This is a genomic window from Streptomyces sp. NPDC056486 (assembly GCF_042795295.1).
GTDB lineage: Bacteria > Actinomycetota > Actinomycetes > Streptomycetales > Streptomycetaceae > Streptomyces.
Genome location: NZ_JBHTSF010000083.1, coordinates 1 through 13,183 on the forward strand (window position 1 = coordinate 1; position 13,183 = coordinate 13,183).

Below are 13,183 nucleotides of genomic sequence, written 5' to 3' on the forward strand. Positions count from 1 at the left end.
CCCCTTACGGGGCGCTCTTCTTACTGCGGGCCGTACTTGCGGCCCGTTCGTGAAGTCACTCCGCCGAGCAGCGCCCTCGGGGTCACCTTCACCACGCCCATCAGCGCCTTGTACCGCGGGTCCGGGATGGACAGGGTCTTGCCGCGTGCCAGGTCGGCGATCGCGGCCGCGACCAGCTTGTCCGCGTCGAGCCACATCCACTTGGGGATGTTGGACGTGCCCATCCCGGCGCGCTCGTGGAACTCGGTCCGTACGAATCCGGGGCACAGGGCCATAAGACGCACCCCGGAACCGGCCAGATCCTTCGCCGCACCCTGGGTGAACTGCACGACCCACGCCTTCGACGCGCCGTACGTCCCGCGCGGCACGAACGCCGCCACCGACGCGACGTTGACGACACCTCCGCGACCCCGCTCGCGCATCGACTCCGTCGCCGCCGACGTCAGGCGCAGCACCGCCTCGCAGTGCACCTTGAGCATCGTCAGCTCGTCCTCGATCGACACCTCCAGGTACTGGCCCTTGTTGCCGAACCCGGCGTTGTTCACAAGGAGGTCGACCGGACTCCTGCGGTCCGCGAGCCGCTTCTCGACGGCGGCGATCCCGTCGTCCGTCGCGAGGTCCGCGGTGAGGACCTCCGCCTCGATGCCGTGCCGGTCGTGCAGTTCGGTCGCCTGCTCCCGCAGCCGCTCGGTGTTCCGTGCCACCAGGATCAGGTTGTGGCCGTCACCGGCGAGCCTCCGGGCGAAGGCCGCGCCGATACCGGCGGTCGATCCCGTAATCAGAGCCGTAGTCATGGACCAAGGCTAGTGAGATCCGCCGACCGCTGTGTCGCCCGGACGGCCTGACGGCCCGACGGCCCGAGGCCAGGCCCGCCTGCTCAAAGCGTCGACGCATTATTGGGCGTCTTATCCAAGCGTCACTTATGCTTGATTCATGATTGAGGCCCGCCATCTCCGCGTCCTGCGTGCGGTCGCCGCCACCGGATCCTTCTCGGCCGCGGCGCGCGACCTCGGCTGCACCCAGCCCGCCGTCAGCCAGCAGATGAAGGCACTCGAAGCCTCCGTGGGTACGCCGCTGCTGATCCGCACGGGCCGCGAGATGCGCCTCACCCAGGCGGGCGAGGCCCTGGTCCGGCACGCCGCCGGGATCCTGTCCGGTCTGACCGCCGCCGAGGAGGAGGTCGCCGCCATCGCGGGCCTGCGGGCGGGCCGGGTCCGCCTCGTCTCCTTCCCCAGCGGCAGCTCGACGCTGGTGCCGAGCGCGCTCGCCGCCCTGCGCGCCGCGCACCCCGGAACGCGGGTCTCGCTCGAGGAGGCCGAACCGCCGCGCTCGGTCGAGATGCTGCGCGAGGGCGACTGCGATGTGGCGCTCGCCTTCCGCTATGAGGGCGCGTCCGCCGCAGAGGAGTGGGACGACCTGGTCGTGCGCCCGCTGCTCGCCGACCGGCTCGTCGGTCTCGTGCCCGAGGGGCACCGGCTCGCCAAGGCGGATTCGGTCGCCATCGGGGAACTGGCCGACGAGCCGTGGATCGCGGGCTGTCCGCGCTGTCGCAGGCAGCTGGTCGAGGTCTGCGAAGGGGCGGGTTTCGTGCCCCGCATCGACTTCGCCACCGACGACTATCCGGCGGTGATCGGCCTGGTGGGCGCGGGCCTGGGAGTCGCCGTGCTGCCCGAGCTCGCCATCGAGTCCGTACGCCCCAAAGGTGCACGCACAGTGACGGTGGAGCCTGCCGTCCAGCGCGAGATCGTCGCGCTCACCCTGCCCGATCTGGCGCAGGTACCCGCGGTGGCGGCCACGCTCGACCACCTCGCGAGGGCCGCTGAGCGCTGAGTGCGCTTTTGCCGGCTGAGTGCGCCTCTGCTGGGCGTGCGTGTGCAGAAACGTTCCTTCAGGCTGATGCCGACGGTGCGGACGTCGTGACGAGGCGGTTGCGGGCGCGGCCCATGAGCTCCTCGCGCTCGTCCTCGGTAAGCCCGCCCCACACGCCGTACGGCTCTCGTACCGCGAGGGCGTGAGCGGCGCACTCCGCCCGCACCGGGCACCTCATGCAGACCTCCTTGGCCGAGTTCTCACGCGCGCTGCGTGCCGCGCCCCGCTCGCCCTCGGGATGGAAGAAGAGCGAGCTGTCGACCCCGCGGCAGGCCGCGAGGAGCTGCCAGTCCCAGAGATCTGCGTTCGGTCCGGGAAGGCGGGAGAAATCTGCCATTGCTTGTCTCCTGGTAGCCGTTATGCGCGGATACGGTGCCCATGACCGTACATCTACTGTCTAAGGAGATGAAAATATGACTCATTGGAAAATCTAGCCACAGACACCAGTAAAAGGGAAGGAAAGCGGCTAAATGGGGCATGGGTTGTGATGAAAGGTTGAGGGTCTCTTGCGCCGTCTGCTCTGTGTCCGCGCCCTCACGTAGAGTGCCGAACGAGGCCGACCGCCCCGTAACTCTTTCGGGTGACCGTCGTTGAGAGTGCGAGGCGGTTGAAAGAACAAGCGCTCGGGCAAGTGTCCGAGAGCGTCAACCGCACAGGTGACGAATATGTACCAGCCTGGAGGCTCAAGGTGACGCGCATCAGCTGCGGAGGGCGGTCATGACATCCGTCCTCGTCTGCGACGACTCCCCGCTTGCCCGAGAGGCGCTCCGCCGCGCGGTCGCGACCGTGCCCGGTGTCGAGCGCGTGACGACAGCGGCCAACGGCGAGGAAGTCCTCCGCCGCTGGGGCGCCGACCGCTCGGACTTGATTTTGATGGACGTACGCATGCCCGGTCTGGGCGGCGTCGAGACAGTCCGGCGGCTGCTGTCCGCCGACCCCGGTGCGCGCATCATCATGCTCACCGTGGCCGAGGATCTGGACGGTGTCGCACTCGCGGTCGCCGCCGGTGCCCGCGGCTATCTGCACAAGGACGCATCGCGCGCCGAACTGCGCGCGACCGTCACACAGGCGCTCGCCGACCCGACGTGGCGACTGGCTCCGCGCAGACTGCGTTCGGCCGAGATGGGCGCTGCGCCCACCCTCACCGCGCGTGAGATCCAGGTGCTCGAGGGCATGAGCCACGGCCGGTCCAACGCCGAGATCGGACGTGAGCTTTTTCTCTCCGAGGACACGGTCAAGACCCACGCCAGGCGGTTGTTCAAGAAGCTCGGCGCCTCGGACCGCGCGCACGCCGTGGCGCTCGGTTTCCGCTGGGGCCTGGTCCGATAGGTGTGTCGCCGTGCGGGCACGGCGATCCCCGCCCGCTGTGTGGTGGGCGGGGTGACGGACGCCCGTCGCTCCCTTTCTCGGGAGCGGTTGCCGTTGCTTCGCCGCCGATGCCGCATCCTTGAGGTGTGGAGTTCCTCGGGGACAGGTCGGTCGAGCGGGAGGGGAGGGCGCACGAGATGAGTTCCGGCGCACCTGCTCATAACGCTTCGGTGCACAACTATGGACGTGGTGCCACGGATCAATCAGCGCCAAGGCACCATGGACCGATGCGCGATGACAAGACGACGGTGATTGGTGCCCTCGTCCTTCGCGCGGTCGAGGGCGATGACCAGGCCACGCACGATCTCCTGGCTCATGTGCACCCCCTGGCGCTGCGGTACTGCCGCACGCGGCTCTCTCGACTGCCCGGTGACGCACGGCACTTCGTCGAGGACCTGGCGCAGGAAGTGTGCGTCGCGGTCCTTCTCGCCCTGCCGCGGTACAAGGACACGGGGCGCCCCTTCGAAGCGTTCGTCTTCGCGATCGCCGCGCACAAGGTCGCCGACCTGCAGCGCGCGGCGATGCGCCATCCCGGCTCCACGGCGGTTCCGTCGGACGAGATGCCGGAACGGCCCGACGACTCCCTCGGTCCCGAGGAGCGCGCGCTGCTCAGCAGCGATGCCGAATGGGCCAAGAAGCTCATGACCAACCTCTCGGAGAACCAGCGCGAGCTGCTGCTTCTGAGGATCGCGGTCGGGCTCACGGCCGAGGAGACCGGGCAGATGCTGGGGATGTCCCCGGGAGCTGTGCGGGTCGCGCAGCATCGCGCGTTGAGCCGGCTGCGGGCACTGGCCGAGCAGTAGCGGTCATCGGTCGCCCGGCGGTTGCCCAGCGATCGCTTTCGGCGTCGGTTCGTGCCGTATGAACGTACAAACCTGGTCGATGATCTTGATCGTGGAATGAGACACCCTCGGTTCCCGTTAGCATGGACATCCGCACCGATCAAGGCCATTTGGGGAAGGTGTCATGACTGCAAACGTCGACGGAGTGCCCGAGAAATTCGCGACGCTCGGGCTGACCTACGACGACGTGCTGTTGCTGCCCGGTGCGTCGGAGGTCCTCCCGAACGCGGTCGACACCTCGTCCCGCATCTCTCGCAACGTCCACGTGAACATCCCGCTGCTCTCGGCGGCGATGGACAAGGTCACCGAGGCCCGCATGGCCATCGCCATGGCGCGGCAGGGTGGCGTCGGTGTGCTGCACCGCAATCTGTCGATCGAGGACCAGGTCAACCAGGTCGACCTCGTGAAGCGCTCCGAGTCCGGCATGGTGACCGACCCGATCACCGTGAATCCGGACGCGACGCTGGCTGAGGCCGACGCGCTGTGTGCCAAGTTCCGCATCAGCGGCGTTCCGGTGACCGACCCGGCGGGCAAGCTGCTCGGCATCGTCACCAACCGCGACATGGCCTTCGAGAACGACCGCAGCCGTCAGGTGCGCGAGGTCATGACCCCCATGCCGCTCGTGACCGGCAAGGTCGGGATCAGCGGTGTGGACGCCATGGAGCTCCTCCGCCGCCACAAGATCGAGAAGCTGCCGCTCGTCGACGACGCGGGGATCCTCAAGGGCCTCATCACCGTCAAGGACTTCAAGAAGGCCGAGCAGTACCCGAACGCCGCCAAGGACGCCGAGGGACGTCTCCTCGTCGGTGCCGCCGTCGGTGCGAGCCCCGAGGCACTTGAGCGGGCGCAGGCCCTTGCCGGCGCCGGGGTCGACTTCCTGATCGTCGACACCTCGCACGGTCACAACAGCAACGCCCTGAGCTGGATGTCGAAGATCAAGTCGGGCGTGAACGTCGACGTCATCGGCGGCAACGTCGCGACGCGCGACGGAGCGCAGGCGCTCATCGACGCCGGTGTCGACGGCGTCAAGGTCGGTGTCGGGCCGGGTTCCATCTGCACCACGCGCGTGGTCGCCGGAATCGGCGTCCCGCAGGTCACCGCCATCTACGAGGCGGCTGTCGCCGCGCGTGCGGCCGGTGTCCCGGTCATCGGCGACGGTGGCCTCCAGTACTCCGGTGACATCGGCAAGGCGCTGGCCGCCGGCGCCGACACCGTGATGCTCGGCTCGCTGCTCGCGGGCTGCGAGGAGTCGCCGGGTGAGCTGATGTTCATCAACGGCAAGCAGTTCAAGTCCTACCGCGGCATGGGTTCGCTCGGTGCCATGCAGGGCCGTGGCCAGGGACGTTCGTACTCGAAGGACCGCTACTTCCAGGCGGAGGTCTCCTCGGACGACAAGCTCGTCCCCGAGGGCATCGAGGGGCAGGTGCCCTACCGCGGCCCGCTGGGCAACGTGCTGCACCAGCTCGTCGGCGGCCTGCGCCAGACGATGGGTTACGTGGGCGCCGCCTCCGTCGACGAGATGGAGTCCAAGGGCCGCTTCGTGCGCATCACGTCCGCGGGCCTCAAGGAGAGCCACCCGCACGACATCCAGATGACGGTCGAGGCGCCGAACTACACGAACAAGCGCTGACCCGAATTTCGCCGCGCACGCGCGCGTGGGGGCGGTCCGGATTCCCGGGGCCGCCCCCTTTGCGCGCGTCGGGGATACTGGAACGGCAGACCGAGTGCCGAAGTGCCTAAGAAGTGCGAAGTACCGAAGAAAGCTGAAGGGCCACCCACGTGACTGAGATCGAGATCGGGCGCGGCAAGCGCGGCCGCCGGGCGTACGCCTTCGACGACATCGCCGTCGTGCCGAGCCGTCGTACCCGCGACCCGAAGGAGGTCTCGATCGCCTGGCAGATCGACGCCTACCGCTTCGAGCTGCCCTTCCTGGCGGCCCCGATGGACTCGGTCGTCTCCCCGCAGACCGCGATCCGCATCGGTGAGCTGGGTGGTCTCGGCGTCCTGAACCTCGAAGGCCTGTGGACGCGGTACGAGGACCCGCAGCCGCTGCTCGACGAGATCGCGGAGCTGGACACCGACAACGCGACGCGGCGCCTCCAGGAGATCTACGCGGCTCCGATCCAGGCCGACCTGATCGGGCAGCGCATCAAGGAGGTGCGCGACTCGGGCGTGGTCACCGCCGCCGCGCTCTCCCCGCAGCGCACCGCCGAGTTCTCCAAGGCCGTCGTGGACGCCGGTGTCGACATCTTCGTCATCCGCGGGACCACCGTCTCCGCCGAGCACGTCTCCGGTGCCGCCGAGCCGCTCAACCTCAAGCAGTTCATCTACGAGCTCGACGTGCCGGTGATCGTCGGCGGCTGCGCCACGTACACCGCCGCGCTGCACCTGATGCGTACGGGCGCGGCCGGTGTCCTCGTCGGCTTCGGCGGTGGCGCCGCGCACACCACGCGCAACGTCCTGGGCATCCAGGTGCCGATGGCCACCGCCGTCGCGGATGTCGCGGCCGCCCGCCGTGACTACATGGACGAGTCCGGCGGCCGGTACGTGCACGTCATCGCGGACGGTGGCGTGGGCTGGTCCGGCGACCTGCCCAAGGCCATCGCCTGCGGCGCCGACTCGGTGATGATGGGCTCCCCGCTCGCGCGCGCCACGGACGCGCCCGGCAAGGGGCACCACTGGGGCATGGAGGCCGTCCACGAGGACGTGCCGCGCGGCAAGCGCGTCGACCTCGGTGTGGTCGGCACGACGGAGGAGATCCTCACCGGTCCCTCGCACATCCCGGACGGCTCGATGAACTTCTTCGGGGCGCTGCGCCGGGCGATGGCGACGACGGGCTACAGCGAGCTCAAGGAGTTCCAGCGCGTCGAGGTGACGGTCGGGGACTCGCAGCACAAGCGCTGATCGCCTGCTTCTCAGAGCTGATCGACCTCTTCTTTAAGAAGGGCCCCGGTACTCGTACCGGGGCCCTTCTTGTGTGCGTCAGAGACGGTGGGCCGCGCCCGCCGGGGTCGCGCCGCGGGTGTCGAGGAGCAGCTGGGCCTTCACGGCAAGACCCTGCAGGTCGTACGTGCGGTGGTGCTGGAGCAGGATCGTGAGGTCGGCGTCGGCCGCGGCTTCGTAGAGGGAGTCCGCGCGGGGGACGGGGTGGCCGAGCACGCTCCAGCTGGGCACGTAGGGGTCGTGGTAGCTGACGGCGGCGCCCATCTCCATCAGGCGGGTCGCGACCTCCTGGGCGGGGGAGCCCTGCTGGTCGGCGAGGTCGGGCTTGTAGGTGACACCGAGGAGCAGGACGCGGGCGCCGCGGGCGGACTTGCCGTGTTCGTTGAGCAGGGTCGCCGAGCGCTGGATCACGTACCGGGGCATGCGGTCGTTGACCTGCTGGGCCAGTTCGACCATGCGCAGGCCGCGTGCGCCGCGGCCGGGTCCCGGGATGTCCAGGGGGACGCCGTGGCCGCCTACGCCGGGGCCGGGGCGGAAGGCCTGGAAGCCGAAGGGCTTGGTCTCGGCGCAGCGGATGACGTCCCACAGGTCGATGCTCAGGTCGTGGCAGAGCACGGCCATCTCATTGACCAGGGCCATGTTCACGTGCCGGTAGTTGGTCTCCAGGAGGTGCACGGTCTCGGCTTCTCGCGGGCCACGCGCGCGTACGACCTTGTCGGTGAGGCGGCCGTAGAAGGCGGCTGCCGACTCGGTGCAGGCCGGGGTGAGGCCGCCGATGACCTTGGGGGTGCCGGCGTAGCCGTGGGTGCGGTTGCCCGGGTCGAGGCGGCCGGGCGAGTGCGCCAGGTGGAAGTCGCGGCCCGCGCGCAGGCCCGAGCCCTCTTCGAGGATGGGGCGGAGGAATTCCTCCGTGGTTCCGGGGTACGCGGGTGACTCGAGGATGACCGTGGTGTGCGGGCGCAGGCGCGCGGCCAGGGCGCGGGCGGCGTCGGCCACCTGGCTCAGGTCGAGGGTGCGGTCGGCTGCCGGAGGAGTAGGAGCGCAGATGACCGCGGTGCGGACCCGGCCGAGCTCGACCGGGTCGGTGGTGGGCCGGAAACCCCCCGAGAGCATCCGGCGGACATCGGCGGCGGTGAGGGTTCCCTCGGCGCCGTCGCAGGGCAGGCGGCCGCTCGCCAGGTCGACGGCGCGGGCCGGGTCGTAGCCGATGGTGGCGATGCCGCCGGAGACGGCGGCCTGGGCGAGGGGCAGGCCGAGGCGGCCGAGACCGATGACGGCGAGATCTGCGGGCATGGCGGGGGGCCGTCCTCCCAATAGCCGGAGCGGGACGAGCGCGCAAGCCCTGTGGACAAGCCGGACCAGCGCAATGTCAGACTAGGAGTAAATATGACCGTTATGCGGCATTGCCCTGTGCCAGGTGTCGGAGTGTTGTCCACAGGCGGCGGCCGAACTCAGCGGACACGACCAGAATCTGGGCATGATGTGAGCGCGACCACACCCGACAGCTAACGGGAGGCAGCGGTGAGGACAGCGACCTTGGGACCGGCGGAGCGCGCCGAGTCACTTGCGGGAATGGCCGAGCGGGAGCTGGATGTCCTGGTCGTGGGCGCGGGAGTGGTCGGTGCGGGCACCGCACTGGACGCCGTGACCCGCGGTCTGTCGACCGGCCTCGTCGAGGCACGGGACTGGGCGTCGGGCACATCGAGCCGGTCGAGCAAGCTGATCCACGGCGGCCTGCGCTATCTGGAGATGCTCGACTTCGCGCTTGTGCGGGAGGCGCTGAAGGAGCGCGGCCTGCTCCTGGAGCGGCTCGCCCCGCACCTCGTGAAGCCGGTGCCGTTTCTCTACCCCTTGCAGCACAAGGGCTGGGAGCGGATCTATGCCGGGTCGGGCGTCGCGTTGTACGACGCCATGTCGATGTCGCGGGGACACGGCCGCGGCCTTCCCATGCACCGCCACCTGACCCGGCGTCACGCCCTGCGCGTCGCCCCGTGTCTGAAGAAGGACGCGCTGGTGGGGGCCATGCAGTACTACGACGCGCAGATGGACGACGCGCGCTATGTGGCAACACTGGTGCGCACAGCGGCGGCGTACGGCGCCAAGGTCGCCAACCGGGCCCGCGTGACGGGCTTCCTGCGCGAGGGCGAACGCGTCGTCGGCGCCACGGTGCAGGACGTCGAGGGCGGCGGGGAGTACGAGGTCAGGGCCAAGCAGGTGGTCAACGCCACCGGTGTGTGGACGGACGACACGCAGGCGATGGTCGGGGAGCGGGGCCAGTTCCACGTCAGGGCGTCCAAGGGCATCCATCTGGTCGTACCGAAGGACCGGATCAACTCGACGACCGGTCTGATCCTGCGGACGGAGAAGAGCGTCCTCTTCGTCATTCCGTGGGGCCGGCACTGGATCGTGGGGACGACCGACACCGAATGGGACCTGGACAAGGCGCATCCGGCGGCGTCCAGCGCCGATATCGACTATCTGCTCGAGCATGTGAACTCGGTGCTCGGGGTGCCCCTCTCACGGGACGACGTGCAAGGGGTGTACGCGGGGCTCCGGCCGTTGCTCGCCGGTGAGTCGGACGCCACGAGCAAGCTGTCGCGCGAGCACACGGTGGCGCATCCGGCGCCGGGCCTCGTGGTCATCGCGGGCGGCAAGTACACGACGTATCGGGTGATGGCGAAGGACGCCGTGGACGAGGCGGTGCACGGCCTCGACCAGCGGGTCGCCGAATGTGTCACCGAGGACATTCCGCTGGTCGGCGCCGAGGGGTACAAGGCGCTGTGGAACGCGCGCGCCAGGATCGCGGCACGCACAGGCCTTCATGTGGTGCGCGTGGAGCACCTGTTGAACCGGTACGGATCGCTGGCGGAGGAAGTCCTGGCACTCATCACGGCCGACCCCACGCTGGGCGAGCCGCTACCGGCCGCGGACGACTATCTGCGCGCCGAGATCGTCTATGCCGCGTCGCACGAGGGCGCACGGCATCTGGACGACGTGCTGACGCGGCGCACGCGCATCTCGATCGAGACGTTCGACCGGGGCACGCGCAGTGCGCGGGTGTGCGCGGAGCTGATGGCGTCGGTCCTAGGCTGGGACAAGGACCAGGTGGAGCGGGAGGTACAGCACTACGAGAAGCGGGTGGAGGCGGAGCGCGAGTCGCAGCGGCAGCCGGACGACCTGACGGCGGACGCGGCGAGGCTGGGGGCACCGGACATCGTCCCGCTCTAGAGCACGGGCATCGTCCTGCTCTGGAGCACGGATATCGTCCCGCTCTGGAGCACCCCTGCGGGGCCCGGTCGACGCGAAGCCCTACGGGCAGAACTCAGCCTTCAGGAGCTTCCGTTCAAGGGCCGGGCCCGCTGACTCATCGGTGTGGCCCCGGCCCGAGGTGCCGCGGCACAGCTTCTGCGGGTAGAGGTATATGCCGTGGACCATGGGGCTTCGCGGGCCAACAGTGCCGCGGCGGGGCCTTGCTTCAGGTGACGAGCAACGGAAGAGTGGCGCCCACGGCCGGTTTCGCGGCCGGCGGCGCACTGGCGGAGGCCAGGCCGATGAGGGCCACCGCAAGGGGTAGGGCCGACAGTGTCCGTGGAACGGGCATGGTGGTCCCCTCCTTGTGCGGAGCCCGTCATGAGGGACGTTGGACCCTGGGCGTAGACCAGTCCCGAAGTAAGGGACAATGAAGGCTCTGTCAGGGCGGGTTGCGCGGGTAGCAGCGGTAGCAGCAGAGGGGACGCATGTCGGACGCGGAGAAGGCGGGTCAGTCCCGTCAGGACAAGAGCGAACGTCTCCTCTCCGGGCGCTACCGGCTGGGCGAGGTGCTCGGCCGCGGCGGAATGGGAACCGTCTGGCGCGCCAAGGACGAGACGCTCGGCCGTACGGTCGCGGTGAAGGAACTGCGCTTCCCCTCGAGCATCGACGAGGACGAGAAGCGGCGGCTCATCACGCGTACGTTGCGTGAGGCCAAGGCGATCGCACGGATCCGCAACACCAGCGCGGTGACCGTGTACGACGTGGTCGACGAGGACGACCGGCCGTGGATCGTGATGGAGCTGGTCGAGGGCAAGTCGCTCGCCGAGGCCCTTCGCGAGGACGGGCTGCTCACGCCCAGGCGCGCGGCCGAGGTCGGCCTCGCGGTGCTCGACGTGCTGCGTTCCGCGCACCGCGAGGGGATTCTGCACCGCGACGTGAAGCCGTCCAACGTGCTGATCGCCGAGGACGGGCGGGTCGTCCTCACGGACTTCGGTATCGCGCAGGTCGAGGGCGACCCGTCGATCACGTCCACCGGCATGCTCGTCGGCGCTCCCTCGTACATCTCCCCGGAGCGGGCGCGTGGGCACAAGCCGGGTCCGGCGGCCGACCTGTGGTCGCTGGGCGGGCTGCTGTACGCGGCGGTGGAGGGCGTGCCTCCGTACGACAAGGGGTCGGCGATCGCCACCCTGACCGCGGTCATGACCGAGGACGTCGAACAGCCGACGAACGCCGGGCCGTTGGAGAAGGTCATCTACGGCCTGCTCGCCAAGGACCCCGACCAGCGGCTCGACGACGCGGGGGCACGGGCATTCCTGCTCGACGTGATCCACGCGCCCGAGGTCAAGGACGAGCCGGAGCCGGTCGACGCGACGAAGGTCGTGCCGTTGCCTCCGGTGCCGCCGTCCTTGGGCAAGCGCTTCGGTAAGAACAAGAGCAAGAGCAAGGGGAAGTCGGGCGCCGGTCGTGCGGCCGGGGCGGGCGCGGCGGGTGGCGTGGCCGCGGGTGCCGCCGGCTCGGCGGCTGCGTCTGAGTCCGCCGGGGCTGCTGGGGCCGCAGGGGCCTCCGAGACCGCTGGAACCACTGCGAACTCCTCCGTGGACTCCGGCGTGAACTCCGGGGGCGGCAAGGGCGAGGAGACGGCTGACCGGCTGAAGGGTGCGCTCCGGTCGGTACGTGCGGCCGCGGCTGCGGCCACCGCGCGGGGCACGGGCGCGGGAGCGGCTGATTCCGGGACTGCTGCGGTTTCTGGGTCTGCGTCTGGATCAGGGTCTGGGGCTGATGCTGGTTCCAGTACTCCGCCGGTTCCCGCGGCGCCGCCGCGTGCGACGCCTCCCAAGGCCTCGCTCACCGATGTGGTGCCGCGGCGCACGCTCGTGATCTTCTCGGTGGCCCTCGCGATCGCGGTGCTCGGAACTGTTCTTGCCTTCTCGCTGAGCGGCGGGGACGAGAGCGGCGCCGGGGACAGCAAGAGCGGCGGCGACAAGACCACGTCCAGCGGGGCGACCGCGGGCGGCGGCGAGAAGGACAAGGAGAAGGACAAGGGCGCCGGGCAGGACGGCGGTGCCGACAAGGGCAAGGGCGAGGCGGACAAGGGCGCGGGTTCGGACGAGAGCTCCGGTTCGGATGACGGCAAGGACCAGAGCGAGAGCGGCGACGACAGCGGGGACGACTCCGGCAAGAAGCCGGATGACGGCGCCGAGTCGACGTACAAGCACTCCCAAGGGTTCTCGGTGGGCCTGCCCAAGGGCTGGAAGTACGAGTCCACGGCTGCCGCGGGCGCGCGTTTCACCGGTCCGGACGGGCAGAAGCTGCTGATCGGCTGGACGTCCACCCCCAAGTCCGACCCCGTGAGCGACTGGAAGAAGCAGGAGTCGTACATGGTCCGCTCGCAGTACAAGCGGATCCGGATAGAGAAGGCCGACTACCGCGGCTGGAACACGGCCGACTGGGAGTTCACGTACGTCGACGGCGGCACGAAGTACCGCTCGATAGACCGCGGGTTCGTCGTCAACGGCAGTCTGGGCTACGGAATGATGTACACGGCCAAGGCCGACAAGTGGGACAGCGCCGAGCGCAAGGACGCCTGGCAGACCTTCACGAAGTCGTTCAAGCCGAAGAAGTAGCGAAGAAGTAGCGAAGAAGTAGCGCAGAAGTGGCACAGAACAAGCCAAGCGACAGCGGTGCGGTCGTGGGGCTGTCGTGGTGCGGCAGCGGTTCGGCCGCGATGCGGGAGGTCGGGGGCGCGGGCTTCGGGGAATCAGGGAGTCCGCGGAACGGGTACCGGTGAGATCTGGAATCCCTTCAATGTGGTTTGCCTCCGGCACGTATCGTGAGTGCCTGCGGACCGTACGCAGCCGCAACAGGGCGTAACACGAACGGATTTGACCACCGGGCGGACGCGGGGAGGC

The 13,183-nt window shown here is 69.4% G+C and carries 11 protein-coding genes; 7 read left to right on the forward strand and 4 right to left on the reverse strand.

Annotation, left to right across the window (positions count from 1 at the left end; genetic code table 11):
• Positions 1-20: 20 nt before the first annotated feature.
• On the reverse strand, positions 21-794 hold the full coding sequence (locus tag ACFQ7F_RS27990; protein ID WP_383275757.1) for an SDR family NAD(P)-dependent oxidoreductase: 774 nt from the start codon (positions 792-794) through the stop codon (positions 21-23).
• Positions 795-933: 139 nt separating this feature from the next.
• Here ACFQ7F_RS27990 and ACFQ7F_RS27995 point away from each other — a divergent pair, with 139 nt between their 5' ends.
• Complete coding sequence (locus ACFQ7F_RS27995; protein ID WP_383275760.1) at positions 934-1,830, forward strand: LysR family transcriptional regulator; 897 nt, start codon at positions 934-936, stop codon at positions 1,828-1,830.
• Positions 1,831-1,888: 58 nt separating this feature from the next.
• Here ACFQ7F_RS27995 and ACFQ7F_RS28000 read toward each other — a convergent pair whose 3' ends face one another.
• Entirely contained in the window at positions 1,889-2,206 is a 318-nt protein-coding gene (locus ACFQ7F_RS28000) for a WhiB family transcriptional regulator (protein WP_383275763.1), read from the reverse strand.
• Between the two features lie 380 nt (positions 2,207-2,586).
• Between ACFQ7F_RS28000 and ACFQ7F_RS28005 the strand changes: the two genes are divergently transcribed.
• The 4 genes from ACFQ7F_RS28005 (at position 2,587) to ACFQ7F_RS28020 (ending at position 6,983) form a co-directional block, all read left to right on the forward strand.
• Positions 2,587-3,198 carry a response regulator transcription factor gene (locus ACFQ7F_RS28005; protein WP_003948568.1) on the forward strand — a complete coding sequence of 204 codons (612 nt, stop codon included), beginning with the start codon at positions 2,587-2,589 and terminating at the stop codon, positions 3,196-3,198.
• Positions 3,199-3,464: 266 nt separating this feature from the next.
• Complete coding sequence (locus tag ACFQ7F_RS28010) at positions 3,465-4,040, forward strand: sigma-70 family RNA polymerase sigma factor (protein WP_383275766.1); 576 nt, start codon at positions 3,465-3,467, stop codon at positions 4,038-4,040.
• Between the two features lie 163 nt (positions 4,041-4,203).
• Positions 4,204-5,709: an IMP dehydrogenase gene (gene guaB, locus ACFQ7F_RS28015; RefSeq protein WP_383275769.1), complete on the forward strand. Its 1,506-nt coding sequence runs from the start codon at positions 4,204-4,206 to the stop codon at positions 5,707-5,709.
• Positions 5,710-5,858: 149 nt separating this feature from the next.
• Entirely contained in the window at positions 5,859-6,983 is a 1,125-nt protein-coding gene (locus ACFQ7F_RS28020) for a GuaB3 family IMP dehydrogenase-related protein (protein WP_383275772.1), read from the forward strand.
• Positions 6,984-7,061: 78 nt separating this feature from the next.
• Here the strand turns inward: ACFQ7F_RS28020 and ACFQ7F_RS28025 are convergent, their stop codons facing one another.
• On the reverse strand, positions 7,062-8,315 hold the full coding sequence (locus tag ACFQ7F_RS28025; protein ID WP_383275775.1) for a nucleotide sugar dehydrogenase: 1,254 nt from the start codon (positions 8,313-8,315) through the stop codon (positions 7,062-7,064).
• Positions 8,316-8,543: 228 nt separating this feature from the next.
• Here ACFQ7F_RS28025 and ACFQ7F_RS28030 point away from each other — a divergent pair, with 228 nt between their 5' ends.
• Positions 8,544-10,250 carry a glycerol-3-phosphate dehydrogenase/oxidase gene (locus ACFQ7F_RS28030; RefSeq protein WP_383275778.1) on the forward strand — a complete coding sequence of 569 codons (1,707 nt, stop codon included), beginning with the start codon at positions 8,544-8,546 and terminating at the stop codon, positions 10,248-10,250.
• A gap of 247 nt (positions 10,251-10,497) precedes the next feature.
• Here ACFQ7F_RS28030 and ACFQ7F_RS28035 read toward each other — a convergent pair whose 3' ends face one another.
• A complete protein-coding gene (locus tag ACFQ7F_RS28035; RefSeq protein ID WP_383275781.1) occupies positions 10,498-10,623 on the reverse strand; it encodes a hypothetical protein in 126 nt (41 codons plus the stop codon).
• Between the two features lie 136 nt (positions 10,624-10,759).
• On the opposite strand from ACFQ7F_RS28035, the gene ACFQ7F_RS28040 reads away from it, so the two are divergent.
• Positions 10,760-12,898, forward strand: coding sequence for a serine/threonine-protein kinase (locus ACFQ7F_RS28040; protein ID WP_383275784.1), 2,139 nt, complete (start codon positions 10,760-10,762; stop codon positions 12,896-12,898).
• Positions 12,899-13,183: the final 285 nt, after the last annotated feature.

Bases quoted from the DNA above. Each gene is read 5' to 3' on its own strand.
- ACFQ7F_RS27990 (WP_383275757.1), bottom strand. From the start codon at position 794: ATGACTACGGCTCTGATTACGGGATCGACCGCCGGTATCGGCGCGGCC.
- ACFQ7F_RS27995 (WP_383275760.1), top strand. From the start codon at position 934: ATGATTGAGGCCCGCCATCTCCGCGTCCTGCGTGCGGTCGCCGCCACC.
- ACFQ7F_RS28000 (WP_383275763.1), bottom strand. From the start codon at position 2,206: ATGGCAGATTTCTCCCGCCTTCCCGGACCGAACGCAGATCTCTGGGAC.
- ACFQ7F_RS28005 (WP_003948568.1), top strand. From the start codon at position 2,587: ATGACATCCGTCCTCGTCTGCGACGACTCCCCGCTTGCCCGAGAGGCG.
- ACFQ7F_RS28010 (WP_383275766.1), top strand. From the start codon at position 3,465: ATGCGCGATGACAAGACGACGGTGATTGGTGCCCTCGTCCTTCGCGCG.
- guaB (WP_383275769.1), top strand. From the start codon at position 4,204: ATGACTGCAAACGTCGACGGAGTGCCCGAGAAATTCGCGACGCTCGGG.
- ACFQ7F_RS28025 (WP_383275775.1), bottom strand. From the start codon at position 8,315: ATGCCCGCAGATCTCGCCGTCATCGGTCTCGGCCGCCTCGGCCTGCCC.
- ACFQ7F_RS28035 (WP_383275781.1), bottom strand. From the start codon at position 10,623: ATGCCCGTTCCACGGACACTGTCGGCCCTACCCCTTGCGGTGGCCCTC.
- ACFQ7F_RS28040 (WP_383275784.1), top strand. From the start codon at position 10,760: ATGTCGGACGCGGAGAAGGCGGGTCAGTCCCGTCAGGACAAGAGCGAA.